Genomic DNA, 24,357 nt, shown 5'->3' with positions numbered 1-24,357 from the left:
GCTTTGATGGCCGAGTCGAGCGATGGCTGAGCCGCGGCTGATCATGCCAGGTGCCCGGGCGCTTTCGGAAGATCCGGACGCACGGTGAGGCTCGGACGCACACGGAGGAACCGGATGCACGGTGAGGCTCGGACTGCGCGATCTGCAGAGGTTCCGGACAGTCTGCGAAGGAGTCCGGGCGAGTCCGCCGAGGGTTGCATCCGGATCGGCCCTGAGCACTGTGTGGGCTTCAGTCCAGGCAAACAGATCTGCCCGGAACCCGCTTCCGCCCGGAAACCGCTGAGCCTCCGGGCCGCCTCGACGGGTGGCTCAGATCGAGCGCCAACTCAGCTCGAGTGCCGGCTCAGCTCGAGTGGCCGCGGCCGTCGCCGGTGGATCCGTTCGAACCATGTTCGTCGGTGTCGGCGGAAGGAGCGTCGGCGGAATGAGTGTTGGAATCGGAGGAGTCTTCGTCGTCGCTGTCATCAGCGTCGGGAGTCGTGTCCTCGGGTGTCTGCGCTTCGGGCGCGTGCTTGCCGAGTTTCACGTCGCGATCAACCTGCCGCAGGTAGTCGTCGTCATCGTCGGGGGCGCTGGGGCCGCGACGGCGAGGCGCTGCTGAGGGCTTGTCTTCGGAACCGCGGCCAAACAGATACCACAGCACGAAGCCGATCACGGGAATGACCAGGATGATGATTGCCCAGACGGGTTTGGGCAGGACTCGAATCAGACCACGATCACGCAAAAGGCAATCGAAGAGTCCGTACAGTGTGACCGCTGCCGCAAGGACAATCGCGGCAATGAGAAATCGAGCCATGCATCCAGGATAGTCCACTAACCTGAACACCTGCCCACACGGGCTGTGATGAATCACTGATTCGGACGAACTAAAATAGGTGCAATGCGCAACTTCTGGATCTACACATTGGCTCGTCTTGGCATCATCGTCGCCGTTGGGCTCATTCTGCAGCCATTCCTCGGATTCAACCTCGTCATGGCCATGGCCGCGATCATCATCGGAGCAATCCTCAGTTACATCTTCCTGGGCGGCATGCGCGCCAAGGTGGCCGATGATATCGAAACCCGCGTGGCCAAACGGGCCAAGACCCCCAAGCAGAAGGGCGAAGACGAGGACACAGAAGACCGCATCGTCGACGACGAGAACTGATCCAGGCTACGGGCCTCAGGTCGGGTCGGATTAAAGAGACAGTCCCAACCCCATCAGAGCGGCGAAGGCCAGCGCGGTCAGCCCTGTCGACTTGATCGGCGGAATGAGCCCGGGGCCGGTGGTTCCGCGCAGCACCGTCTTCAACGGGTTGAGCGCGGGCACCAGCGCGAGGATGGCCAGTGCCACGGCAGGGTGCCCATCGAGGATCGCCAGGGCCAGCAGCGCGAAGGGCATAAGGACGAGGCTCGCGTACGCGATTCGTGACCGATTGTCGCCGAGGCGAACGGCCAGAGTGATCTTGTCGGCCGCGATGTCGGTCGGGATGTCGCGCAGGTTGTTGACCATGAGCACCGCCGAGGCGAGGGAACCGATGGCAACGGCACCGGCCCAGCCGGCGAGGCTGAGTCCGCCGACCTGCATCCACATCGTTCCCAGGGTGGCCACGAGACCGAAGAAGACGAAGACGAAGACTTCGCCCAGACCCATGTATCCGTAGGGCTTCTTGCCGCCCGTGTAGAACCAGGCGGCCGCCACTGCTGCGGCGCCGACGATGAGGAACCACCACGCCTGCGAGATGAGGACGAGGACGATTCCGACGATCCCGGCGAGACCGAAGAAGAGGAACGCCGCACGTTTGACCGTGCTCGGCTCGGCCAGGCCCGTGGCCGTGAGACGGACCGGACCGACGCGCACGTCGTCAGTGCCGCGGACACCGTCAGAGTAGTCATTGGCGTAGTTCGACCCGATCTGCAGGCAGAGTGAGACCATGAAGGCAAGCACCGCCCGCAGGAAGATCTGCGGAAGCGAATGGTCGTGGCCGTTGCGCGTGTAGTCGCCGATGATGAACGAAGTGAAACCGCCGACGGAGCCGATTGCGGCACCAGTGCCGATGAGGACGGGTGCAACAGCCAGCGGCAATGTTCGTAATCGGGCTCCGGAGATCCACTGCGCGGCAGTTGCCATTGGGCGGGATACCTTCCTCACGAGAATTCGAACCGTTTCATATTACCGACTGTTCACCTAATAGGGTATTCGCGCTCCGAAACCCATCATTCCTCCGTCTCAGCAGTGTCAGCTAGCTCAGCCAACTCTTCCGCGAGTCGGGCCGCGGTCCGTCTGTCGGGTTTGCCGATTGAACGTTGGGGGATCTCCGTGACAGGAAAGGCCAGCCGCGGCAGAAGCTGCCCTTGCATCCGGTGGTCGAGTCCGCCCAGGTAGCGCGCGAACTCACGCGGCGAATCGTGAACCTTCGCCACAGCAGGTGGAATCCGGCCATCGGTCCTCACGAGGGCCACGAGCAGTTTGCCCCACTCCTCATCGGGCACCCAGGTCACGAGCACCTCGGCGATCCCATGGTGCTGCCAGGTGGGCAGCAGCCCGGTTTCGAGCGCATGGGGTGAGACGTTCGTGCCTCCGGAGACGATGATGTCGTCGGCCCGGCCGAGCACCGTGAGAACCCCATCGTCGAGTCGGCCCAGATCGCTCGTGTGCATGGATCTCGCCCCGTCATCGTCGGTGGTCAGCGCCTGGTCGTCGACGGGAGCGATGTGCCCCTCAGGCGTGATCTCGACATAGGAATCGGCCACGACCTGGCCGCGCAGATCGATCGTCGAGGACTCCGTGATCGTGATCTCGAGGCCGTCGAAGGGAACCCCGTTGTATACGCATCCACCTGCGGTCTCGCTCATTCCATAGGTGCGCACGATGTGCAGGCCCCGTGCATCGGCGCGTTCGAGCAGCGCCGGCGAGATCGCGGATCCGCCGAGGAGGATCGCGTCGAACTTCGCCGCTGCCTCGCTGGCCCGTGCGTCGGCGAGAATTCGGTGGAGCTGGGTGGGCACCAGCGAGGTGTAGCTGGGCCGGTCACCGGATCGTGCGAAAAGTTCGGCGGCCTCGTCCGCGAAGGCGTCGGCGGTGAATGTCGCCGAGGTGGCCCGGACCGGCTCCCAGCCCGCGAGCCGGGCGCGCAGCTCCACCTGGAATCCCGCAATATGGTTGATGGGCAGGCTCAGATGCCAATCGCCGGGGCCGGCGAGGAATCGTTCGGTCGCCCGCGCCGAGGTGGTCAGAGCCTCGGCGGACAGGGCGACGGCCTTGGCCGTCCCAGTCGAACCCGATGTGAAGAGGATCAGCGCCGGCGCCCGGCCGGCACCGGTCCACTGACTGGGGGCCACCTCGGTGATGGAGTCATCGCGATTGCGGGGCAGGACGAGGATCGACCGGCCCTCCAGGGCGCGATCGATTGCACCGGGAAGGTCCTCTACGGGCTGTGCGGTCATGGAGCGGTCGCGCTCAGTAGTACCAGGGGTAGGGGGACCAGTCGGGGTCGCGCTTTTCCAGGAAGGAGTCGCGGCCCTCGACGGCTTCGTCGGTCATGTAGCCCAGACGAGTGGCCTCACCTGCGAAGACCTGCTGGCCCATGAGGCCGTCGTCGACGAGGTTGAACGCGAACTTCAGCATCCGCTGGGCGTTGGGGGACTTGCCGAGGATCTCCGTGGCCATGGTCATCGCCGCGGTCTCGAGGTCCGCATGGTCCACGACCTCGTTGACTGCACCCATGTCGGCCATGTCCTGGGCCGAGTAGGTGCGGCCGAGGAAGAAGATCTCTCGGGCCTTCTTCTGACCGACCATCTTCGCGAGGTAAGCAGAGCCGTAGCCGGCGTCGTATGAGCCGACGTCGGCATCGGTCTGTTTGAACTTCGCATGCTGGCGTGAGGCGATGGTGATGTCGCAGACGACGTGGAGGCTGTGTCCGCCCCCGGCCGCCCAGCCGGGGACGACGGCGATGACGACCTTGGGCATGGTGCGGATGAGTCGTTGAACCTCGAGGATGTGGAGACGACCGGCACGGGCCGGATCCACGGATTCGCGGGTCTCGCCGGCGGCGTACTGGTAGCCGGAGCGGCCACGGATGCGCTGGTCACCGCCGGAGCAGAAGGCCCAGCCGCCATCGCGTGAACTGGGACCGTTGCCCGTGAGCAGGACCGCGCCGACGTCCGAGGTCTGGCGGGCGTGGTCGAGGGCTCGATAGAGTTCGTCGACGGTGTGGGGGCGGAAGGCGTTGCGGGTATCGGGACGGTCGAAGGCGATACGTACGCAACCCAGGTCGGTGCCGTCGGGCTTGACCGCGCGGTGGTAGGTGATGTCGGTGAAGTCGAATCCGGAGACTTCGCGCCACTGGGAGGGGTCAAAGATTTCAGAAACCGTCATGGCCCCCAGCCTATCGCCTGTCGCCCGACCGCTATGGTTGGCCCATGGCTGATACGCAGCAGATTCCTGAGTCGATCACCGAACTCGTGCCGAATTTCCACGTTCTCGCTCTCCCCATGGTCACCCGCTTCCGGTCAATCACGGAGCGAGAGGTCATGCTCTTCGAAGGTCCCGGTGGATGGACTGAATTCTCTCCATTCACTGAATACGATGCAGGTGAGTCCTCGCGCTGGCTGCGGGCCGCGCTCGAGTTCGCTGGGCTGCTGCCGGGGGCAGCCGAGGCTGGATCTGCGGCCGTCGACCAGTCTGCTCACCGGCCTGTCGGTGAGTCTGTCGCGGTCAATGCGACCCTGCCGGCATGCGCGACATCTGAGGTCGGATCGCTCCTTGCCCGCTACGGGCCTGTTGATACGGTCAAGGCGAAGGTCGCCGAACACGGGATCGCTTCCCTACCCGAGGATCTGGAGCGGCTGCGGGAATTCCGGCGGTTGTCTCCCACGACGACGCTGCGACTCGATGCGAATGCCGGGTATGCGCTGCCCGACGCGCTGACCGCCTGCACCGAATTCGCGTCCTTCGACCTGCAGTACTTCGAGCAGCCTGTCGCAGCAGTCGAGGACATGGCTCGGCTGCGCGAGCAGCTCTCGGATCGGGGAGTGCCGGTGGTCCTGGCTGCAGACGAATCGATCCGAAAGGCCGAGGACCCCCTCCGCGTGGCGGAATTGGGCGCCGCCGAGGTTGTCATCGTCAAGGTCCAGCCGCTGGGCGGGGTCGCTGCCGCACGGTCGGTGCTCGAAGCCTGCGGTCTGCCGGCTGTGGTGTCGTCGGCGTTGGAGTCCTCGGTTGGGCTGGCTGCCGGTGCTCAGTTGGCTGCCACGTTGCCGAGCACACAGCGAAGCCGGGAGATCCTCGGCGAGAAGCCGGCGTGCGGTTTGGGTACGGCGCGACTCTTCGCCGAGGATGTGGTGAGCACGGATCAGAACCTGAGCCCCGTTGACGGGCAGATCCCGGTCACTCGAATCGTCCCGGACCCACGGCGCCTGAAGGGGCTGGCGGTGGATCGGGGACGATTCGACTGGTGGTCGACACGGCTGCAGGAGTGCTGGAGAGTACTGCGGCCGACGCTGCTCAGTTCAATGTCGTGAGTCTGCTCAGCCGGCGTTCTTGAGTCTGCTCAGCCGGCGTTCTTGACGGCGTCGACGAACGCCTCGGCGGTTTCGGGCACTGACTTCTCATCATCGGTGTCGGCGACATTGGCCGCGGTGACGATGTTGTTCCCGACTCGGCCGGTGACTGTGTCCGCGTTGAGGACCGTCTGACCACCGGCGCTGATCTTGGCGCGGACGCCGACGGTTTCGTCGGCACTGGGGACTGCGGCATCAAAGGTTTCGTAGGACATATTCATCTCGATGCCCTGAGATTTGACCGTGACGTCCTTGCACTCCTCGGTGATCTTGGTGGAGCTCTTCAGCTGTGAATCGGCGGCATCATCGTCGGAGAAGCTCATGAGCGCCACGCTCAAGGTGTTGTCGGACGAGATTCCGCCGACGGTGTTTCCCTTGCTCTGCTGGGCGACGTTGAGGGCCGCCATCGAGAGGTTCTTGCATTTGGCGGGTTCGAACTCGGAGGTTTCGAGTACTTTGACCGCGTCGCTGCCCGATGCCGCGGACATGTCGAAGGTTGTGTACGACTGTCCGTCGACATCGGTGGATTCGATGATCTCTGTGAGCTGATCCTTGTCGAGCTGAGTGGCCTTGGGTGTCTCTTCTGAGGTGGGTTGGGCGGTGGAACCGTTCTCTGCCTTGTCGTCCTGGGGATCATTTCCCGTACAGCCGGCCAGGCTGAGTCCGGCGATGAGAGCGAGGGCTGGGAGTACGCGTTTCATGGGTGACCTTTCGAAGTCAGCGTTCAATCAGTAGGAGGGATGACTGTCACGGCATTGCGACCGTCATCACCATAAGCTGTGTCGGTCCCACCATAAGCCGTGTCGGTATAACTGTGGTGTCGGTATAACCACAAACAGTGTCAGGTTGAGTTTCGGTGCGATCATGTGCCGAATCGGACACATCGGCGGTTCAGAATGTCTTGTCAGTCGCTCCGGCCTGCGTCGGGCCGGCTTGCGTCGGGCCGGCTTGCGCCTCTGCAGTCTGCGCCTCGAGGACTCGAGCGTTGGGGACGTGCGGGGGGCGAGTCATCCGGCGCTGACGCGATGCGAACCGTCGTGACCTCGGACTGACCCACCGTCGTGAAGTGCTGGGTGCGCTTGCCGGGGATGATCGGGTCGTGCATGGCCGCAGCCAGTCGACCGGTGAATGTCAGACGCCCCTTCTTGTCGGCTCGCTGCGGATAGTCGTTCGTGCCGGTGAGTCCGACGACGGAGATGTCATAGCGGCGACCGGGTTCGTACAGGCCAGGTGTGCGTACCCGGAAGCTTCCGGTGCCGGTCAGGGAGAAGCCTGCCGTGCTGACGGAGCCGAAACACACGATCTGGGCGCGCCGTCGCGAAATCTCGACTCGCCACCCGTGAATATCGAAGAGGGCATGACCTGTCAGATACGAGAACTCACCACCGTCGGCGACGCGGGGACCGCCTCGGCGGCCGTCGGAACTGTTCCCTCTGCGATCATCGAGATTGGCACCTCGACGCTCGGCGCTGCGGTTGTCGGAGCTGGCGTAGTCGCGTTGGCGACGCAGGGTCTTCAGCCAAGCTCCCAACTCTCGTTCCCAGCTGGTCCAGTTGTGCAGGCCTGTGGTGCGAGGGAACCACGAGTGTCGGATGCCCAGCGCATTCAGCCGCGCGGAGAATCGTTCACCCTGCTGGTTGACCATTGATTCGAGGAGGTCGCGATCCTTTGACTCTTCGAGGCTGCCGGAGCCGGCACTGAGCCACAGGTTCAGGCCCTGCAGGTTCTCCGCCAGGCCGTAGGGAGAGTTGGCGATCCATTCGCTGCGGTCGGCAACGGGATCACCGAACAGGGTCATCGACTTCGCGCCCTCCCGCATGGCGATGATGTCGAATGCCGGTATCGCAGCCAAGGGGTCGAGTGGGGAGGAGAAGGCCGCCGCCCAACTGTAGCGGTCCGGGTGCCAGGCGGCATACTTCATCGCCCCGTATCCGCCCATGGACAGTCCCGCCAGGAGCTGGTTCTCCGGCGCGAAGTCCACCGAGTAGTTCTTGCGCAGGAATTCTGGGATCTCCTTGGTGTGGAAGGTCGGCCAGTCATGGACCGCACTGCCGACCGCCACCCGAGAGTAGGTTCCTGCTCCCGCATCGGGCATGACGACCAGGTAGGGCGAGTCGAGTGTGAGCTCCTCGGCCGCACCGAAGTCCGTCCACGATCGGAAATCGTCGCCACCACCGTGATAGAGGTGGATGACCGGGCTGACCTCCTGTGGAATTCCGGGCAGCAGCACGCGCACACCAACGGTGCGACCCAGCGCGGGAGAGTAGATGAAGAACTCCCGCAGCCGGTTCGACAGCTTGCGTTTATCGCGGATGTGCCACTTCCTCGCGTCCTTTCCGCGTGGCTCGGGACCGAGGAACGAGCTGTTCTGGTCGAGGGTTGGGAAACGTCCTCTGTGAGAGCGGGCAGCGGTCAGCGAACGGATCGCACGCGCCCCAACCGCGAAGAGAATCGATCGGCGCATGGGTCAACCGTAGAGAGTTAATGTGAACCGCAGGTGGGTTAGTGGTTGAATATGAGGTGATGTTGAATTCGAGCGCAGTGGCGCAGCAGATTGCCCGTGGGGTGGCTTCGTCCGGAGTCACCGAGGTCGTCATCGCGCCCGGGTCCCGGTCGGCACCGTTGATCTATGCGCTCGCCCCCCTCGCCGAGGCGGGGGTGATCCGTACCCATGTGCGCATCGATGAGCGTGATGCAGGGTTCCTGGCACTGGGACTGGCACGGGGTCTGCGCGCGAAGCAGAGTGCTGGTGCCGATGGTGGCAATGCTGGCGATGGTGGCGCCGGTGCTGCGGGGAGTGGCGCCGTTGCGCTGGTGACGACCTCCGGTTCGGCTGTGGCGAACCTGCATCCTGCGGTGCTCGAAGCCTCGTACGGGCATCTTCCGCTCATTGCGATCACAGCAGATCGACCCGCTCGACTGCGGGGGACGGGTGCGAATCAGACGATCGATGATCAGTCGCAGGTGCTCAGCGATGTGCGTGCCCGATTCGATGTGCCCGCCGGAAGTGCCGATGCAGAGGATCTGATCGCCGAGGCGGTTGCCCGGTCGTTGGGCGCAGGTCAGGACACGCTCGGCCTCGGGGACGAATCCGGACCTGTCCAGTTCAACGTCCAATTCGATGTGCCGCTCGTGCCAACGGTCGACGAGCTTGCCCAGTGGAAGACTGACGTTCAGACGCTGGCGGCGAAGTCCGCGAGTACGACGGGCAACGCGCCTGCCGCTGAACGAACCGTCTCGGTCCGGATTCTTCCGGGCACGGTCATCGTTGCCGGAGACGCTGGTGGCCACTCGGCCGATTCGCTGTCTGCGTTGGCCGAGGAGTACGCCACTCCGGTCTTGGCTGAACCATCGAGCCCACTGGCGTTCGAACTGCGAGCCTCGCACACACTTGTTCCGGCACATGCTCGTGTGCTTGCCGATTGTGAAAGTCTGCGCTCGGCGATCCGCTCTGTGATTGTGCACGGAAAGCCGACTCTGACCAGACCTGTGGCGGCACTTCTTGCGGACCCGGAAATATTGATTCAACGCCTGCCTGATGATGTCGATGCAGTCGCGCTCTCTGCGTCTGCCGATGAGGGGGCGGAGACGGCTGATGCTATGGCCTGGCGCGATGAGTGGGTGGGGGTGGGCGAAGCTGTCGTTGCCGACTCGCGGCGTGACCGTCGGCCTTTGACCGCGACGCAGCCTCTGCCCAAGCAGCCCCTGCCCAAGCAGACACTTGCACGAGCGATCACCGAATATTTGGCCGGCAGTGCGATCAATCTCTTCGCTGCCAGCTCGAACACGATCCGCTATCTCAGCGACGCCAACGACATTCGGGCGCACATCCATGCCTCTCGCGGCCTGGCCGGCATCGATGGTCTCATCTCGACGGCCACTGGAATCTCGCTCGCTCTCGACGAGCAGGTTGTGCTGGTCATCGGTGATGTCGCAATGCTCCACGACGTGGGCGGTCTGCTCAATCCCAGTGCCGAAGTGCAGGGGGAGGTGCTCATCGTCGCTCTCAACGACGACGGGGGCGCGATCTTTTCGGGCCTCGAGCACTCACAGGATCACGTGGCGCCGTACCTCGAAAGATACTTCACCGTTCCCCACGGTCGAGATTTCAGGGATCTCGCCAACGCGTACGGGTGGGGGTACGCAGAAGTGAGCGAGTTGGATGACTTCGTCGCAGAGTTCGAGGCAGAGTTCGAGAAGGACCGGAGCGATCGCCAGGGCACACATCGCAAGATCATCGAAGTTGATCTTGCGTGAACGCGGCGCTCGGGTATGCCGGGTGCTCGGGTAAGCCCGGCGCCACAGGAGACGCAGAGATTCGTCACCCGGTATCTCTGAGGATCAGGTCCTCGAAAAGCTCCTCCGCAGGACTCCGATCCGGGAAGTCGAGGATATCGTCGGCTGTCTCACCAGCCGGTGGCTCCTCGTCTCCATCGTCATTGCCGGGCTTTCGCCGATTGGGTTGACCTCGTGAGGGGTGATCTCGTGTGGGCTGATCTCGCTTGAGGTCACCGAACTTGGTGACGAACGGGGGAGTGGCCGTTTCGTATTCTTCGCCGGTAGGGGTGGAAACAGTGAGGTCATCGACAGTCGCCTTGTGCTTCCAACCGGGATGTTCCTTGGCATAGTTGCAGGCCGCGCACAGTCCGGATGCGTTTGACCATGTGGTTTCGCCGCCACCGGCAACAGGAGCCACGTGATCGGCGTGCCTGATCGGGGCGTCACACCACGGGGTTCGACACAAATCGTCGCGGAAGACAACCATTCGACGCAGCAAGCCGCCGAAGGTTCGCCGTCGAGAATCCATGCCGACCAGTTGCCCGGTATCCGGTGATGTGAACATACGGCGGATGAAGGTTCGAGCCTGGTTCGCGGCGAGGAAGTTGCGTGCTGTTTTCACGGGCAACGGTCCATAGCTCGGAATCCATGCCGGCACCTGCCCGTCTGAGAAGAGGCTCTCGGCTTCCATGACGACGTGGACTTCGGTGGGCACATCGCTGGCAGAGCCCTGCCCAGTGAGTCGTTCCACCAACACATCGGCCATCAGCTGGTTGCGAGTGCGATCGAAGTCCAGGCCGTCCAACTTGCGCTCGGCGGCAGCGGCCTCCAGATTCTCATAGGCGGCGACGGCCTGCTGCAGAGGCAGGGTGGCGCTGAGCTGAGCCATGCCATTGTTGAGCGCCTGCAAGGACACATGTCGGCCTGTGCTCGCCGCTTCGGCCCTCTCATGCGCATTGTCGGAGGACACATTTGCCGCCAGAGAGCGGGCCTCGGTCCGCAGCCGGCGACTGCCGGCCACAGAGGCACGGTCCTTGAGCTCTTCATCGACGAAGAGACGCTCTTCGGGCGTGAGCCATGCCGTCTCATCGGCGATAATGCGAGCCTTGGCTTCGGAGATGGAACCAGCGGCCAGGGCCTCATAGGTGTGGGGAAGATCGTTGATCACTGCCTTGGAGGTCGAGAGGAACTTGCGACCCGTCGAAGGTGAGACTCTCTTGGCCAGCGCGATCTCATTGCCGGCGTACTTTCCCTGTTCGCGTGTGGGCACGTCATTGGCAGCGTCTTCGCGTTGGCGATGCGTATGGAAGACGACAGCCTCACGCGCCTGAGCGGCTGCGGTCGCCGATGCGAGCTCCTCGAGCGCCCGAATACGCGTCTGCGCCTCCCAGGCATTGTCCGCCTGTTCGAGGTCACGCAGAGTCCGGCACCACCGATCGATCTCGGTGGTGATGCCCGGAAGCGGGGCCCACGAACCAGGGCCCCGATAATCGGGGTGGTCCGGGTCATCCGCGGGGTGCGTGAACATGTGACGAGACTATGCGGAGGCACTGACATAGCCACTGACACGAGATCGACATACCTTGACACTGTGTCAAGCCTGGAAGGCCGCGGGGCAGCAAGGCCGCGAAGCGCCAAGGCCACCAGTCCGCGCCCTATTCCAAGCCCAGCGCCCGGCGCATCGGAGCGAATTTGGCTTCGGTCTCGGCCACCTCGGCGACGGGGTCCGAATCGGGCATGATGCCCGCACCGGCGAACAGACGGATCCGGTTGCGGTCCTCGAGCTGTCCGCAGCGCAGGGCGATGCCGAACTGTCCGTTGCCGCGATCGTCCATCCAGCCCACCGGGCCCGAATACCGGCCGCGATCGAGCGGCTCGAGCTCATCCACGTGAGCGACCGCGCTGGCCTGCGGATATCCGCCGACGGCCGCGGTCGGGTGCACCGCTGCCGCAACGTCGAGGGCATTGAGACATGAGTCTGTCGGCAGGTGGGCCGAAGCATCTGATGCCGAGTGGATAACGTTGGCCAAGGGCAGCAGGTGCGGCCGCTCATCGACGCTCACATCATCGGCGACAGAGCTGAGGCTGCGCTGCAGCGAGGCGATCGCGAAGGCATGCTCGGTGCTGTCCTTGTGCGCGCTCAGCAGCTTCCTGGCAGCGGGCATCTCGGCGGTCGGGTCATTCTCCACCCGATACGTGCCCGCGAGCACGCGAGAAGACACACGGTTGTTCTCGACGCCGATGAGCAGCTCCGGCGTGGACCCGATGAGGCCGGCGACGTCGAAGGTCCAGCAGCTGGGGTAGCTGCGGTTGAGTGCACCCAGCACGGACCGCACATCGATGTCATCGTCCGTGGTGACCAGCTCATCGCGGGCCAACACGATCTTGCGCAACGTGGAATCGTCGGTGAAGGCGTCGACCTCGGCGGAGTCGCCGACAGGCGTGAGCATGCGCGAGACCTTGTCGACCAGGTCCGCCCAGGAAGCGCTGTCGAGGTCACCGGCCGAGGACGTCGCCGAGGTGACGCGGCGCAGGGGCTCGGACTTCAGCACGGGAGGGACCGGAGCAGCGCCCTCGGCGATGATGGATGTCATCCAGACGCGACCGCCTCGGCGACCGAGCACGAACTCGGGGACGTGGATGAGGGAGTCGACCTCGGATTCGCCCGAGTATGCAACGGTGGCGAAGCACATCAGCCCCGAGCCGAGCAGATCGACCTCGTCCTCGATGTTCGCAGCGTCTGTGATGGCCTTCCATGCCTCGGAGAGCTCGGTGAAGCGATCACGGCCGCGGGCGCGAATGCGCAGGGTGCGGCCGAAGCCGATGAGGCCCGAGGTGTCGCGGACCCAGCAGGAGAACGCCGAGGTGGGCAGGAGCTCCAGCGTCTGTTCGACGGTCGTGGGCAGGCCGGATTCGAAGGGGAATCCCGGCCCCGGTTCGACGTCGTCGACGAAGCGAGAGCGCACGTGCAGGCGCGGGGGCGCGGTGCGGATGTCAGAGGTATCGAAGGTCGTAGTCATTTCAGCCCCACTCTAGTCGAGAAATCAGGGCCGCCGACGCGCCGGAATGCACCGTCGAGCGCTGACTGTGGCCAGTTCCACACCACGGCGAGCGCGGAAACGGGTTCGCAGATTCGCCCCCGGGTGCAGGTGTTGAGAGAATGGAACCATGAACCGTGCACAGCTGGACAAGCAGCCCGACGACGTCGCGTCGATGTTCGATGATGTCGCCTCCCGCTACGACCTCACCAACGATGTGCTCACCTTCGGTCTGGCGCGCACCTGGCGCCGGACGGTTGCGTACTCGGTGGCTGCCGGACCCGGCGAACGCGTCCTCGATCTCGCGGCCGGAACGGGAACGTCATCGATGACGTTCACGCATCACGGCGCCGAGGTTGTCGCCGGTGACATCTCACAGGGAATGCTCGCCGAGGGCCGTCGCCGGCACCCCAAGATCGACTTCATCTACGCCGATGCGATGGACCTGCCGTTCTCTGATGACAGCTTCGACGTCGTCACCATCTCCTTCGGCATCCGCAACGTCAATGACGTGGATGCAGCGCTGTCGGAGATGCTGCGCGTGCTCAAGCCCGGTGGCCGCCTCATCATCTGCGAGTTCTCGACGCCGACGTTCGACCCCTTCAGCCTCGTCTACAAGGAGTACCTGATGCGGGCCCTGCCCGCCGTGGCGAAGGCCGTGTCCTCGAACCCCGAGGCCTACGTCTACCTGGCCGAATCGATCCGTGCCTGGCCTGACCAGGACGAGTTCGCCCATCAGATCCTCGACGCCGGCTTCGACCAGGTCAAACATCGCAACCTCACCGGCGGAATCGTCGCCGTTCATCACGCTCTTAAGCCGTGAATAACTTCGACGCCGAGGTCATCGTCGTCGGGGCAGGCCCGGCCGGATCGGCCATCGGTGCCTACCTCGCCCAGGCCGGCCACGAGGTCATCATTCTGGAGAAGTCCGGGTTCCCGCGGGACAAGATCTGTGGCGATGCCCTGACACCCCGCGCGGTCAAAGAGGTCGGCTTTCTGGGCATGGACACCCCCGAATCCGAGGGGTGGCATAGGAACAGAGGACTGCGCCTCATCGGCGGCGGGCACCGTTTGGAGCTCGATTGGCCCGACATCGACGGCACCCCGAACTATGGGCTGACGAAGCCGCGGATGACGATGGACGAGGCCTTCGCCCGCCACGCTCAGCGCAGCGGTGCCAGGCTGTTCGAGCAGGTCAAGGCCATGTCCCCGGACATCGGTGAGGACGGCTGGATCCAAGGTGTCCACGCCTCCGGCACCGACCATCGCGGCCGCAGGGTCGGGCCCGAGGCCCATTTCACGGCTCCGATCGTCATTGCCGCCGACGGCGTCTCCTCACGCCTGGCCGTGGCCATGGGGTTGGAAAAGCGCGACGATCGCCCCATGGGTGTGGCTGTGCGGGCCTATCATTCCTCGCCGAGGCATGCCGATGACTACATCGAGAGCTGGGTCGAGATGCGCTCGCGCAATTCGGCGGGCGAGTCCGAGGTGCTGCCCGGGTACGGCTGGCTCTTCCCCTTAGGCGACGGCACGATCAACATCGGAGCCGGCCTGCTGGACTCCTCACCACAGTTCGGTTCCGTGGACTTCCGGGCGATGATGGGGCAGTGGATTGCGGACATGGGATACGAATGGGGCATCGACGAGTCGACCTCCTTGGGTCCGATCAAATCCGCGGCGCTGCCGATGGCCTTCAACCGCACCCCGCATTTCCACAAGGGACTCCTCCTTGTCGGCGATTCGGGTGGGATGGTCAATCCCTTCAACGGGGAGGGCATCGACTATGCCCTCGAATCCGCTCGCCTGGCCGCCGAAGTGATCTCCACCTATTCCCGCTACCCGCAGCGCGTGATGCGGGAGAAACTGCAGGAATACCCGGCGCTGGTGGGTGATTCCCTGGGCGGCTACTTCACCCTGGGACGCGTTTTCTCCGCCATTATCGGCCACCCTGCACTCATGCAGTTCGGAATCAAGTACGGTATGGGTGTTGAGGTTGTGATGGAATTCGTCGTGAAATTGTTGGCGAACCTCTACCGCGACCCGAAGGTCTCTGAGGCCGATCTCATCGACCGGGTGATTGCAGCTCTCACCCGAATCGTGCCGGCTACCAGCAATGCCTGAGCTCACCAGCGACTACAACACTGACTACGATGAATGACGAGGACATGAGCCACCTAGCCTCTCCGGCGACTTTTATCGGTGCCGATGCCCAGCTTGCGGCGGATATCTCTACTCAGTTGGAATCCGTCGAGCGCAGGCTCTATGAGGTGACCGAGCAGACACGGAAACTGCCGGACACCACGTCCAAGCATCTCCTCGCAGCCGGTGGAAAACGTGCCCGTCCCAATCTGCTGCTTCTCACGGCACGCCTCGGCGAGGCTGATCGTGATGAGATCATCGACGCGGCCGTCGCCGTGGAGCTCATCCACCTGGCCTCCCTGTACCACGACGATGTGATGGACGATGCTCCCGTGCGCCGTGGTGCACCTGCCGCGCACGAGGTGTGGGGCAATTCCGTGGCCATCCTCACCGGCGATCTCCTGTTCTCAAAGGCTTCGGGCGTCACCGCGAAGCTGGGTCCAGAGGCTGTGCGGGTCCAGGCCGAAACCTTCGAACGTCTCGTCCTCGGTCAACTCAACGAATTCGCCGGCCCGCCGGAGGACACGGATGCGGTCGAGCACTACATTCAGGTGCTCGCGGACAAGACCGGATCCCTCATCGCCACCTCGGCGCAGTTCGGGGTCATGTTCTCACAAGCGGATCAGGCCCTGGCGGAACCCGTGCGGATCTTCGGCGAACGCGTCGGCATTGCCTTCCAACTCGCCGATGACATCATCGACCTGACGACCACCTCGTCGGTGTCGGGCAAGACTCCGGGCACCGACCTGCGCGAACGCGTCCCCACCCTTCCGGTGCTCTACGCCCGCGCGGCCGCAGCCGACGGTGACGTCGTCGCCGCCGAGGTGGTTGAGCTGCTGGATGGCGACCTGAGCTCCGATGACTCACTCGAGACCGCTCGCGCAGCGTTGGCTGCCCACCCGGTGACGGCTCGCGCCCGCGCCGAGGCGGTCCGCTGGGCCGACGATGCGAAGGCAGCGCTGGCACCGCTGCCCGAGGGCCTGGTCAAGGAGTCGTTGTTCACGTTCGCCGATTCCGTGGTCTCGCGCAGCGCCTGACCATCTCGGATACGGTGCAGGCGCAGTCGATCGATGCTGGTGACCGGCGACGTCTGACTCCGGTCGACTGGGTCGGACTCGGCGTCCTCGTGCTCTTCCTTGTGGTGGGGCTGAGCTGGTCGAAGTGGATGCCCTATTGGGGCAAAGCCTGGACGCTGAGCCAGACCTCGGTCTGGGACGGCAGCCCGCTCTTCGAAGCGGCGGGGGACACGTTCTCCCTGGCAGGAGCCTGGGACTTCACCCTCGTGTACTTCACCGCCGTGTGGAAGGCCCTGCTCGTGGCGCTGGTGGTGGCTGCCGCCATCGATGCTTTGGTGCCGCGCGACTGGTTGCTGCGAGTGATGAATCGGCGGACCCACACCAGTCAGTCGCTCGTCGGTGCGACGTTGTCGCTGCCGTCCATGATGTGCACCTGCTGCGCGGCTCCGGTGGCTGCCGGCCTGCGCAGTTCCGGCGTCATGCGAAGTGCCGCCTTGGCCTACTGGGTCGGCAATCCGCTCCTCAACCCTGCTGTTCTAATTTTCCTCGGGCTCGTTCTGCCCTGGCAGTACGCACTGACCCGCCTGGTCGTGGGCGTCCTCATCGCCGTCGGGGCCAGCGCGCTCATCGGCCGTTGGATCAAGGGCCGCGCCGAGGTGGCCGCCGAGCCGAGCTCCGAACCGATCACGGTTTCGGCGCTTCCCGTGCGCTACCTGCGGTCGCTGTCGAAATTCACTCTCATCCTCGTCCCCGAGCACCTCGCCCTGGTCTTCGTCATCGGGCTCATCAGTCCCTGGTTGTCGGGTGTCTACGGGCTCGAAGCTCAGGTGGGTGCCATCGCGGTGCTCATCGCCGCTGTTGTGGCCACGCTCCTGGTGATCCCCACCGGCGGGGAGATCCCCATCATCATCGCGCTGCTCGGCGTCGGAGTGGGTGCGGGCGTCACCGGAGCTCTGCTGATTGCGCTTCCGGCTCTGAGCATTCCGTCCATGGTCATGGTCGGAAAGTCACTCGGCTGGCGCACCACCTCGGCGATGGGCAGTGCCGTGGCGATCGGTGGGGTACTCTCCGGGGTCGTCCTCATGCTCGCCAGCTGAGGCTCCTGTTCAGGAGGTCAGCCGGCGCAGGGTGAGGTACGAACCGATGGACAAGACCGCGCAGACTCCGAGTGCCCAGAGCGTGAGTCCCAGGCTCTGGGTCTCGACGAACCACATCCACACGTCCGACCAGGCACTGTTGAGGCTCACCAGCGCGGCACCCCCGAGCAGGAGGAGTGCAATGGAGATCAGCACCGTGGTGAGGATGAGGGGCCCGAAACGTTTGTTCACGATGGCGAACCAGAAGCCGAGGATGAATGTGAGCATGGTCAGGACGAAGTAGGTCAGGCCCGCGGCGAACGGGCCCTCGGCCCATATCCAAGGAAGATAGGCGAAGTATCCGTTGATGCCATAGCCATCGGTGGCCCGTTCTAACAGCCCGAGGAGTACGAAGACCGTTGAGATTCCCAGGGCGCTGATCGCCGCAGCGGCCAGCGAACCGAGGTAGAACTCGCGGCGCGTGAGACTCATCGCCTGAGAGAAGTAGTAAGTCAGATTCATCGCCTGCGCACCGACCACCGCGAAGTACCACAGAGGTGCCTGCGACCCGCCGCTGAACATCGGCCCCTCGACCCCGGAGGCGGAGATGATCCAATAGATCAGCAGGGTGGCCAGCCAGGCACCGCCGAGAACGAGGACCGGTACCCAAACGAAGGTCTGGGTGTTCATGAATTGGAGCTTGACGACGCCGAGGGTTCGACTCCTCGAATGGCCGGTGGGCTGAGGACTGAAGGTTTCGGCTGCGGTGGTCATGATTGCAGACTCCTGACTGCGGTGTCATTGAGTGACGTGCCCTCCTGCGTGGCGCGCACGATGAGTTGCTGAAGGGAGACCGGTGTGAGGTCGAGGTTTGCTGCGGAAATGAACTCACGGTCGGCGTCAGTCAGCTGACCGAGGATCGTTGTCGATGTCACGCGGCCGAGGGATTCGCTGTGAATGACCTCGCGGTCGGCCACGAGGCGTTCGATGGCGTCGGCATCGCCGACGACGTTGACTGCACGTGTTCGCGCTGTCTCAGTGGACTCGTCCATGATGATCCGACCCTGGTCGATGACGATGACATTCTCGATGAGGTCGGCCACCTCGTTGATGAGATGGCTCGACAGGATGATCGTCCGCGGATGTTCGGCGTAATCGGCGATGAGATGGTCGTAGAACATCTGCCGAGCGACGGCGTCGAAGCCGAGATAGGGCTCATCGAAGAACGTGATCTCAGCTCGCGAAGCCAGACCGATGATGACTCCGATGGCCGACTGCTGTCCGCGTGAGAGCTTCTTGATAGGGGTCTTCATCGGCAGGCGGAAGTCGCTGATGAGCTGATCGGCGAGATCCTGATTCCATCGTGGGAAGAACAGCGGGGCTGTGGACAGGGCGTGCTTGGCGTTGGCATCGTCGGGATACTTCTGGCTCTCCCTGACGAAGCACATTCGATTGAGCACCCGGGCGTTTTCATAAGGCTGCTCGCCGAATACTTCGACAACTCCGCTGGTGGCGAAGTTCTGTGCGGTGAGGATCGACATCAGTGTGGTCTTTCCTGCGCCGTTGCGACCGAGGAGGCCGTGGATCGAGCCCTCTTCGATCGAGAGACTGACGTGGTCGAGAGCGGCGGTCTGCTTGTACGTCTTCGTGAGATCGCGTACGTCGATGACGGAGGTCATCTTTCATCCCTTCGTAGCGGTCGGGTCGAGGGTGTGGGAGGTGCCGATCTCCTGGGAGCGTTCGGCAATGAGTGTGATGACATCATCGCGCTCGAGTCCGAGCCTGTTCGCTTCGGAGAGGAGTGGTGCGATGAAGTTGTCGGAGAAGGCGGTCCTGTATTCGTTGATGAGCAATGTTCGGGCTCCTTCCTTCACGAACATTCCGATGCCGCGTCGTTTCTCGAGGACACCTTTGGCCACGAGCTGGTTGACTCCCTTGGCCGCAGTCGCGGGGTTGATCGAGTAGAAGCTTGAGAGCTCGTTCGTCGATGGTGCTCGGGACATCTCCGGCAGGGTGCCGTTGATGATCGAGTCTTCGACCTGCTCGGCGATCTGTGCGAACAGTGGCTTGGCTTCGTCGATCACATCAGCTCCATGTGTGTTGGTTAGTTACTGAACCAACTAACCATGGAACCAAGAGTCGTGTCAAGAGATCATGTGAGGAGTTCTGGTCCGGCGGCTACAGCTTGCGCAGCTGGAGCGGCTACAGCTTGCGGCGACTGTGGCGGACGAGGTCGATGCAGAGAAGGAGCACCGCGATCCAGATGACGAAGAAGCCGACCCAGCGGGTTGTCGACATCATCTCTCCGAGAATGAAGACGCCGGTGATGAACTGCATCGTCGGAGTGATGTACTGCAGCATGCCCACCCAGGACAAGGGGATCCTTCTGGCCGCCGCGCTGAAGAGGATCAGAGGAATCGCGGTTGCCGGACCGGTGACAAGGATGATGATGACGTGGCTGGCCCCGAATCCGGTGAATGTGGACAGCCCCTGAGCTCCGAGGATGAGAAGGAAGATGGCGCTGGGTACGGCCAGCACGGCGGACTCGACGGTCATTCCCTCCAGGGCGCCGACCCGATTGCCCACCTTGTTCTTCACCAGTCCGTAGAGTCCGAAGGACAGGGCCACCGTGAACGAGAGATACGGCATGCGGCCGAGGCCGACGCCGACGATGATGACGGCGATCAGTCCGAACCCGGCGGCAGTCCACTGCAGGGGGCGCAGCTTCTCACCGAGGAAGATGACACCCAGGCCGATGGAGATCAGGGGGTTGAGGTAATAGCCCAGTGACACCTCGACGAGGTGGCCAGTCTCGACCCCATAGACGAACGCCGTCCAATTGATGGCGATGAGGATAGCGGCCAAGGCCAGCAGCCAGAATGTGCGACCGGACCGGACGACCTGCCACGTGCGTTGGAAGCCGCCGGTGAAGATCAGGAGGACGGCACAGAAGAGCAGTGACCAGATGACGCGATGTGACACGAGTTCGAGGGCTCCGGTCGGTGCGGCGGCCGCGAACAGGAGCGGGATGAGACCCCACAGCAGGTAGGCGGAGAGGCCGTTGACCAGTCCGGATCTGCGGATGGCGTTCTCGTCTGGGCTCGGATCTGGGCTCACATGCAGAGTCTAATGATGTCGCGGCCGGATTCCGCCCCGGTCTGACAGATGGGATGGGAATGCGAGTTTCGTCACGTGTTTGTTAGGAGGTCCTTCATTGCCGATACAATTGGAGATGACTTACTAGAGAGGTGTGAGAATGACGCGTCCCTTCCGTGTGGCCATAGTGGGTGCCGGTCCTGCCGGGATCTATGCGGCCGATCTGCTGACCAAGGCCGAGCGTGACTTCGAGATCAGCATTGATCTCTTCGAGCGTCTGCCGACTCCGTTCGGGTTGGTCCGCTACGGGGTGGCTCCGGATCATCCGCGGATCAAGGGCATCATCAACGCTTTGATCAAGGTCCTCGATCGGGGAGACATCCGCCTGTTCTCCAATGTAGAATACGGCGTTGATATCAATCTGGAGGAGCTGACGGACCGTTATGATGCGGTGATCTTCTCCACCGGCTGCTTCATCGATGCTTCGTTGAGTCTTCCTGGTGTGGATCTGCCGGGTTCCTATGGTGCTGCGGACTTCGTCAACTGGTACGACTCGCATCCTGATGTGGGACAGACATGGCCGCTGGATGCTGAGCAGGTCGCCGTCATCGGCAATGGAAATGTGGCTCTCGACGTGGCTCGGGTGCTGGCGAAGCAGGCCGATGACATGCACACCACTGAGATTCCCGATCACGTCTACGAGGGGTTGAAGGACTCGAAGGTCACGGACGTACACGTCTTCGGCCGGCGCGGTCCTGCTCAGGCGAAGTTCACCCCTCTTGAGCTGCGTGAACTTGGCCATGTCAAGGACGTCGACATCATCGTCTATCCCGAAGACTATGAGTTCGATGATGGGTCGTTGGAAGCGATCGAATCGAACAACCAGACCAAGCAGGTCGCGAAGACACTGACCGACTTCACGATGCGTGAGCCGGTCGGAGCCAAGCGTCGTCTGCACCTGCACTTCCTCCATTCTCCGGTCGCCATCCTCGGCGAGGAGAAGGTCACGGGGCTGCGCACGGAACGGATGGAACTCGATGGTTCTGGTGGCGTTGTCGGTACCGGTACTTTCCATGATTGGGACATCGGCGCCGTGTATCGGGCCATCGGCTATGCAGGCACTGCGTTGCCGCAGCTGCCGTTCGACTCGGGCAGAGGAGTCATTCCGAACCACGAGGGTCGGGTCGTCGACGCAGACGATCAGAAGGCCTCCGCCGAGGCTGATGTGGTCCAGGGTGTGTATGCGACTGGCTGGATCAAGCGCGGCCCTGTCGGTCTGATCGGTCATACCAAGGGTGATGCCCTGGAGACGATTGGTCACATCCTCGATGACCGGGCCGCTGGTGTGCTGACCGATCCGGTATATCCGGATGACAGTGCGATCGTTGAGCTGTTCGAGTCCAAGGGTGTCGACTACGTCGATTGGGAGGGCTACCACCGCGTCGAGACAGCCGAGAAGGCTCTGGGTGAAGCCGAAGGGCGTGAGCGTGTGAAGATCGCGACGCGCGAGGGGATGCTCGCCGAGGCCCGCAGTCACCTCCAGGCGGAAGCGGTCGGCCAGCCCGCATCGGGTCACTGACCTCAACTCAACGCTGAAATCTGCGAGCGCGTCACCGCATCGGTGGCGCGCTCGTGGTTTGATGGGTGCAGTGATGAGCCCTGCGGCAGAGGAGGTACGGTGAGCCCGGATTCGGCAATGAGAGAAGTGGTCTCGCAGGCTTATGCGCAACGGCGCGACGCCTGGGAATCCGCCGCCGTGCGGATCAAGCACTGGCTCAAGGAGCAGCAGAAGGGGCTTCTCAAGGACAAGGATATCTCCCGCCTGGACGTCGATGGGCATCGCATCAAGGACCCGGCCCGCACCTTGGCGAAGCTCGTCGAGAAGTCGGCCGACGATCCGGAGCTGCGGATTTCGACTCCTCGCGACGTGGAGGATCACATCCGCGACATCGTCGGAGTCAAGGTGCTGTGCAAATCGCCGCGCGATCAGACGATGATGTTTGACTCTCTCAGGGATCCGCAGCAGCTCGGTGCCTTCGTCCTCATCGAGCAGAAGAACTACGTCGATCCGCCCAAGCCCAGCGGTTACCGGGCCTGCCACGTGACACTGCAGATTCCCTCCGATCAGGGTGACCCGGTCTTCGCGGAGATCCAGGTCAAGACCAGACTCCAGGACGCCTGGGGTGAGCTGACCCATGAAGACATGTACAAACCGGGGGCGGCGATGAAGCCCAGTGAGCTGCATGGTGAGTTCGCCCGCGCCATGGCCAACATGCTCGCAACGGTCGATGATATGGCCGATACCCTCGCAGTCGAGCTCTCTGCCCTGACGAATCCCGATCTGGACACCGATGTGCTCACCGGCACCGATGACACCATCGAGGTCAAGGTGAGGGCCACAGGTCCGAAGTACGCTCTGGCCGTCGACGGGCACGGGCGTCAGGGTCTCATTCCTGCCTTTGCCGTTCGCAAGCTCAGTGATTCCAAGGGCACGATCAAGGTCAACGACTTCGTCAGTGTTGATGACCGCCTGCGCGCCACCGTCGAAGAGGACTCGAAGGGTCTCTACTACATCCCGGTGGCGCTGGCCTGAACGGGCCCGGGGCATATTGTGGATCGTCTGCTCCAGATCTCATTGTGGAGCAGCTGATCTATAATCGGAGAATGGACGTGAACACCCGTGGGCGACCTCCCGAATTCGATCGGGACGCGGCCGTGCTCGCGGCCGCACGACTGTTCTGGCGTCGCGGCTACAGCGGAACCTCGACCAGAGATCTGACCTCGGCGATCGGCGTCTCGACATCGAGTCTGTATTCGGCCTTCGGCAGCAAGGCGGGGCTGTTCGAGGAGGCTGTTTCTTTCTACGCCCGGCGGTACACGATCATCTGTGAGAAGGCGCTGGCGGCGCAGTCCATCAGAATTGCCATCGATGTGCTGCTGAGAGAATCGATCATCGAAATCACTCAGCCCGCCGACTCGCATCCCGGTTGTCTCATTACCAGCGCAGTGATGGCCGAGGGCCCCGCGACGCGGAAGGCGCGCGGGGACATATTGGCCATGCTGATACGCAACGAGCGCCTTCTCCGGGCCCGGATCCGCCGAGCGATCGATGAGGGCGAGATCCTGGGCGGAACCGACGCCGAGGTCGTCACCGGTTTCGTGCAGACGATCTGGCAGGGCGTGTCCGCTCAATCGAACCGCGGTGTCGGGCGTGATGAACTGCTGCGCATCGCCGACTTCTCGCAGAGAGCGATGTGGTCGACGTACACGCGGTGAGCCCGATGGGCCAGGGCCTGCCTCGCCTCGGCCCGAGCGCCGGCGTGAGGCTCGGTTCGAGTCGCAGCGGTGACTCAGCGGTAGTTGATGAACTGCAGGTCGAGCTCGAGATCCTTGCCCTTGAGCAGCGCGATGACTTCCTGGAGGTCATCGCGCTTCTTCGAGCTCACGCGCAGCTCGTCGCCCTGGATCTGGGACTTGACGCCCTTGGGGCCCTCGTCGCGGATGAACTTTGAGATCTTCTTCGCGTTATCCTTGTCGATGCCTTCCTTGAGGGTGGCATCGATGCGGTGCTCTTTGCCCGAAGGGTAGGGCTCGCCGTCCTCGAGCGACTTCAGGGAGATGCCGCGCTTGACCAGTTTGGACTGGAATACGTCGAGGATCGCCTTGACGCGGTCCTCGCTGACGGCCTTCATCTGGATGGCCTCTCCGGTCCAGGCGATCGAGGCGTCGGTGCCGCGGAAGTCGTAGCGGGAGTTGATCTCCTTGGCCGCCTGATTGAGTGCGTTGTCGGCTTCCTGCCGGTCGACCTTGCTGACGACGTCGAATGAGGATTCGCTGGCCATGAATGCTCCTTTTGTGGTGAGAGGACGGACGACTATCTGGTCACAGAGTCTAGTCGAGTCCCGCAATTGTGACCTGGGTCTATCGAGTTGGTGAAACCGGGTGGGTGCTTGTAGTATTTTCACGTGCTCATCGAGCGCACACTGCGGCAGATTGCCCGAGCGGCCAAAGGGAGCTGACTGTAAATCAGCCGGCATTGCCTTCGAAGGTTCGAATCCTTCATCTGCCACGCAGACGGGAGAAGCCCTGTGATCATCACCTGATCACAGGGCTTCTTCACATTCACCTCCATTGCGCGGATCCGCGCCAGCGTGTAGAAAAGTGCGCAGGACA

The 24,357-nt window shown here is 63.3% G+C and carries 23 protein-coding genes and 1 tRNA gene; 11 read left to right on the top strand and 13 right to left on the bottom strand.

The annotated features are described in order from the left end of the window. Positions 1–343: 343 nt before the first annotated feature. Positions 344–796: a PLD nuclease N-terminal domain-containing protein gene (locus BLT92_RS03325; protein ID WP_092103176.1), complete on the bottom strand. Its 453-nt coding sequence runs from the start codon at positions 794–796 to the stop codon at positions 344–346. An 84-nt stretch (positions 797–880) separates the two neighbouring features. Between BLT92_RS03325 and BLT92_RS03320 the strand changes: the two genes are divergently transcribed. Beyond that, complete coding sequence (locus BLT92_RS03320; protein WP_092103173.1) at positions 881–1,147, top strand: DUF4229 domain-containing protein; 267 nt, start codon at positions 881–883, stop codon at positions 1,145–1,147. A gap of 30 nt (positions 1,148–1,177) precedes the next feature. Here the strand turns inward: BLT92_RS03320 and BLT92_RS03315 are convergent, their stop codons facing one another. The 3 genes from BLT92_RS03315 to BLT92_RS03305 all read right to left on the bottom strand — a co-directional run bounded on the left by BLT92_RS03315 (position 1,178) and on the right by BLT92_RS03305 (position 4,357). Further along, positions 1,178–2,110, bottom strand: a complete 933-nt coding sequence (locus tag BLT92_RS03315) for a 1,4-dihydroxy-2-naphthoate polyprenyltransferase (protein WP_092103171.1) — start codon at positions 2,108–2,110, stop codon at positions 1,178–1,180. An 86-nt stretch (positions 2,111–2,196) separates the two neighbouring features. Further along, a complete protein-coding gene (locus BLT92_RS03310) occupies positions 2,197–3,426 on the bottom strand; it encodes an AMP-binding protein (protein ID WP_092103170.1) in 1,230 nt (409 codons plus the stop codon). A 13-nt stretch (positions 3,427–3,439) separates the two neighbouring features. Continuing rightward, positions 3,440–4,357: a 1,4-dihydroxy-2-naphthoyl-CoA synthase gene (locus BLT92_RS03305; protein WP_092103168.1), complete on the bottom strand. Its 918-nt coding sequence runs from the start codon at positions 4,355–4,357 to the stop codon at positions 3,440–3,442. A gap of 44 nt (positions 4,358–4,401) precedes the next feature. Here BLT92_RS03305 and BLT92_RS03300 point away from each other — a divergent pair, with 44 nt between their 5' ends. Beyond that, positions 4,402–5,502: an o-succinylbenzoate synthase gene (locus BLT92_RS03300; RefSeq protein ID WP_092103167.1), complete on the top strand. Its 1,101-nt coding sequence runs from the start codon at positions 4,402–4,404 to the stop codon at positions 5,500–5,502. Between the two features lie 29 nt (positions 5,503–5,531). Here BLT92_RS03300 and BLT92_RS03295 read toward each other — a convergent pair whose 3' ends face one another. Both BLT92_RS03295 and BLT92_RS03290 read right to left on the bottom strand, forming a co-directional pair. Beyond that, positions 5,532–6,242 (bottom strand): hypothetical protein, encoded by a 711-nt coding sequence (locus BLT92_RS03295; RefSeq protein ID WP_092103165.1) that lies wholly within the window; start codon positions 6,240–6,242, stop codon positions 5,532–5,534. 203 nt (positions 6,243–6,445) lie between these two features. Continuing rightward, complete coding sequence (locus tag BLT92_RS03290; RefSeq protein WP_231938991.1) at positions 6,446–8,005, bottom strand: alpha/beta hydrolase; 1,560 nt, start codon at positions 8,003–8,005, stop codon at positions 6,446–6,448. A 59-nt stretch (positions 8,006–8,064) separates the two neighbouring features. Here BLT92_RS03290 and BLT92_RS03285 point away from each other — a divergent pair, with 59 nt between their 5' ends. Next, positions 8,065–9,798 (top strand): thiamine pyrophosphate-binding protein, encoded by a 1,734-nt coding sequence (locus BLT92_RS03285; RefSeq protein WP_231938990.1) that lies wholly within the window; start codon positions 8,065–8,067, stop codon positions 9,796–9,798. A 64-nt stretch (positions 9,799–9,862) separates the two neighbouring features. Here BLT92_RS03285 and BLT92_RS03280 read toward each other — a convergent pair whose 3' ends face one another. Continuing rightward, positions 9,863–11,347 (bottom strand): HNH endonuclease, encoded by a 1,485-nt coding sequence (locus tag BLT92_RS03280; protein ID WP_092103162.1) that lies wholly within the window; start codon positions 11,345–11,347, stop codon positions 9,863–9,865. A 127-nt stretch (positions 11,348–11,474) separates the two neighbouring features. Then, a complete protein-coding gene (locus tag BLT92_RS03275; protein ID WP_092103160.1) occupies positions 11,475–12,839 on the bottom strand; it encodes an isochorismate synthase in 1,365 nt (454 codons plus the stop codon). Between the two features lie 148 nt (positions 12,840–12,987). Between BLT92_RS03275 and BLT92_RS03270 the strand changes: the two genes are divergently transcribed. The 4 genes from BLT92_RS03270 to BLT92_RS03255 are packed head-to-tail and all read left to right on the top strand — an operon-like array spanning position 12,988 to position 17,109. Beyond that, positions 12,988–13,680: a demethylmenaquinone methyltransferase gene (locus BLT92_RS03270; protein WP_092103158.1), complete on the top strand. Its 693-nt coding sequence runs from the start codon at positions 12,988–12,990 to the stop codon at positions 13,678–13,680. Next, complete coding sequence (locus BLT92_RS03265; protein ID WP_092103156.1) at positions 13,677–14,978, top strand: geranylgeranyl reductase family protein; 1,302 nt, start codon at positions 13,677–13,679, stop codon at positions 14,976–14,978. Before BLT92_RS03270 ends, BLT92_RS03265 begins: the two co-directional genes overlap by 4 nt. 44 nt (positions 14,979–15,022) lie before the next feature. Then, complete coding sequence (locus BLT92_RS03260) at positions 15,023–16,033, top strand: polyprenyl synthetase family protein (protein ID WP_092108725.1); 1,011 nt, start codon at positions 15,023–15,025, stop codon at positions 16,031–16,033. A 14-nt stretch (positions 16,034–16,047) separates the two neighbouring features. After that, entirely contained in the window at positions 16,048–17,109 is a 1,062-nt protein-coding gene (locus BLT92_RS03255) for a permease (protein WP_231938989.1), read from the top strand. A gap of 9 nt (positions 17,110–17,118) precedes the next feature. Here BLT92_RS03255 and BLT92_RS03250 read toward each other — a convergent pair whose 3' ends face one another. The 4 genes from BLT92_RS03250 to rarD form a co-directional block, all read right to left on the bottom strand. Next, entirely contained in the window at positions 17,119–17,862 is a 744-nt protein-coding gene (locus BLT92_RS03250; RefSeq protein ID WP_092103152.1) for a hypothetical protein, read from the bottom strand. Beyond that, positions 17,859–18,767 (bottom strand): ABC transporter ATP-binding protein, encoded by a 909-nt coding sequence (locus BLT92_RS03245; protein WP_092103150.1) that lies wholly within the window; start codon positions 18,765–18,767, stop codon positions 17,859–17,861. Before BLT92_RS03245 ends, BLT92_RS03250 begins: the two co-directional genes overlap by 4 nt. A gap of 3 nt (positions 18,768–18,770) precedes the next feature. Then, positions 18,771–19,172, bottom strand: coding sequence for a GntR family transcriptional regulator (locus BLT92_RS03240; protein ID WP_172802546.1), 402 nt, complete (start codon positions 19,170–19,172; stop codon positions 18,771–18,773). Positions 19,173–19,290: 118 nt separating this feature from the next. Beyond that, entirely contained in the window at positions 19,291–20,205 is a 915-nt protein-coding gene (gene rarD / locus BLT92_RS03235; protein WP_092103148.1) for an EamA family transporter RarD, read from the bottom strand. 139 nt (positions 20,206–20,344) lie between these two features. Between rarD and BLT92_RS03230 the strand changes: the two genes are divergently transcribed. From BLT92_RS03230 to BLT92_RS03220, 3 genes are all read left to right on the top strand, one after another. Beyond that, positions 20,345–21,763: an FAD-dependent oxidoreductase gene (locus BLT92_RS03230; protein ID WP_092103146.1), complete on the top strand. Its 1,419-nt coding sequence runs from the start codon at positions 20,345–20,347 to the stop codon at positions 21,761–21,763. 99 nt (positions 21,764–21,862) lie between these two features. Continuing rightward, positions 21,863–22,777, top strand: a complete 915-nt coding sequence (locus tag BLT92_RS03225; RefSeq protein WP_092103144.1) for a GTP pyrophosphokinase — start codon at positions 21,863–21,865, stop codon at positions 22,775–22,777. 71 nt (positions 22,778–22,848) lie between these two features. Further along, positions 22,849–23,460: a TetR/AcrR family transcriptional regulator gene (locus BLT92_RS03220; protein WP_092103142.1), complete on the top strand. Its 612-nt coding sequence runs from the start codon at positions 22,849–22,851 to the stop codon at positions 23,458–23,460. 74 nt (positions 23,461–23,534) lie between these two features. Here the strand turns inward: BLT92_RS03220 and BLT92_RS03215 are convergent, their stop codons facing one another. Beyond that, on the bottom strand, positions 23,535–24,026 hold the full coding sequence (locus tag BLT92_RS03215; protein ID WP_157691309.1) for a YajQ family cyclic di-GMP-binding protein: 492 nt from the start codon (positions 24,024–24,026) through the stop codon (positions 23,535–23,537). A 145-nt stretch (positions 24,027–24,171) separates the two neighbouring features. Here BLT92_RS03215 and BLT92_RS03210 point away from each other — a divergent pair. Then, a tRNA-Tyr gene (locus tag BLT92_RS03210) sits at positions 24,172–24,253 on the top strand. The last annotated feature ends 104 nt before the right edge of the window (positions 24,254–24,357 follow it).

This window comes from Brevibacterium picturae (assembly GCF_900105045.1).
GTDB classification, from domain to species: domain Bacteria; phylum Actinomycetota; class Actinomycetes; order Actinomycetales; family Brevibacteriaceae; genus Brevibacterium; species Brevibacterium picturae.
This window is presented reverse-complemented; position numbering and strand designations above follow the sequence as displayed.

Excerpts from the sequence above, each read along its gene's own strand:
- BLT92_RS03325 (WP_092103176.1), bottom strand. The coding sequence starts at position 796 with ATGGCTCGATTTCTCATTGCCGCGATTGTCCTTGCGGCAGCGGTCACA.
- BLT92_RS03320 (WP_092103173.1), top strand. The coding sequence starts at position 881 with ATGCGCAACTTCTGGATCTACACATTGGCTCGTCTTGGCATCATCGTC.
- BLT92_RS03315 (WP_092103171.1), bottom strand. The coding sequence starts at position 2,110 with ATGGCAACTGCCGCGCAGTGGATCTCCGGAGCCCGATTACGAACATTG.
- BLT92_RS03310 (WP_092103170.1), bottom strand. The coding sequence starts at position 3,426 with ATGACCGCACAGCCCGTAGAGGACCTTCCCGGTGCAATCGATCGCGCC.
- BLT92_RS03305 (WP_092103168.1), bottom strand. The coding sequence starts at position 4,357 with ATGACGGTTTCTGAAATCTTTGACCCCTCCCAGTGGCGCGAAGTCTCC.
- BLT92_RS03300 (WP_092103167.1), top strand. The coding sequence starts at position 4,402 with ATGGCTGATACGCAGCAGATTCCTGAGTCGATCACCGAACTCGTGCCG.
- BLT92_RS03295 (WP_092103165.1), bottom strand. The coding sequence starts at position 6,242 with ATGAAACGCGTACTCCCAGCCCTCGCTCTCATCGCCGGACTCAGCCTG.
- BLT92_RS03290 (WP_231938991.1), bottom strand. The coding sequence starts at position 8,005 with ATGCGCCGATCGATTCTCTTCGCGGTTGGGGCGCGTGCGATCCGTTCG.
- BLT92_RS03285 (WP_231938990.1), top strand. The coding sequence starts at position 8,065 with ATGTTGAATTCGAGCGCAGTGGCGCAGCAGATTGCCCGTGGGGTGGCT.
- BLT92_RS03280 (WP_092103162.1), bottom strand. The coding sequence starts at position 11,347 with ATGTTCACGCACCCCGCGGATGACCCGGACCACCCCGATTATCGGGGC.
- BLT92_RS03275 (WP_092103160.1), bottom strand. The coding sequence starts at position 12,839 with ATGACTACGACCTTCGATACCTCTGACATCCGCACCGCGCCCCCGCGC.
- BLT92_RS03270 (WP_092103158.1), top strand. The coding sequence starts at position 12,988 with ATGAACCGTGCACAGCTGGACAAGCAGCCCGACGACGTCGCGTCGATG.
- BLT92_RS03260 (WP_092108725.1), top strand. The coding sequence starts at position 15,023 with ATGAGCCACCTAGCCTCTCCGGCGACTTTTATCGGTGCCGATGCCCAG.
- BLT92_RS03250 (WP_092103152.1), bottom strand. The coding sequence starts at position 17,862 with ATGACCACCGCAGCCGAAACCTTCAGTCCTCAGCCCACCGGCCATTCG.
- BLT92_RS03245 (WP_092103150.1), bottom strand. The coding sequence starts at position 18,767 with ATGACCTCCGTCATCGACGTACGCGATCTCACGAAGACGTACAAGCAG.
- BLT92_RS03230 (WP_092103146.1), top strand. The coding sequence starts at position 20,345 with ATGACGCGTCCCTTCCGTGTGGCCATAGTGGGTGCCGGTCCTGCCGGG.
- BLT92_RS03220 (WP_092103142.1), top strand. The coding sequence starts at position 22,849 with ATGGACGTGAACACCCGTGGGCGACCTCCCGAATTCGATCGGGACGCG.
- BLT92_RS03215 (WP_157691309.1), bottom strand. The coding sequence starts at position 24,026 with ATGGCCAGCGAATCCTCATTCGACGTCGTCAGCAAGGTCGACCGGCAG.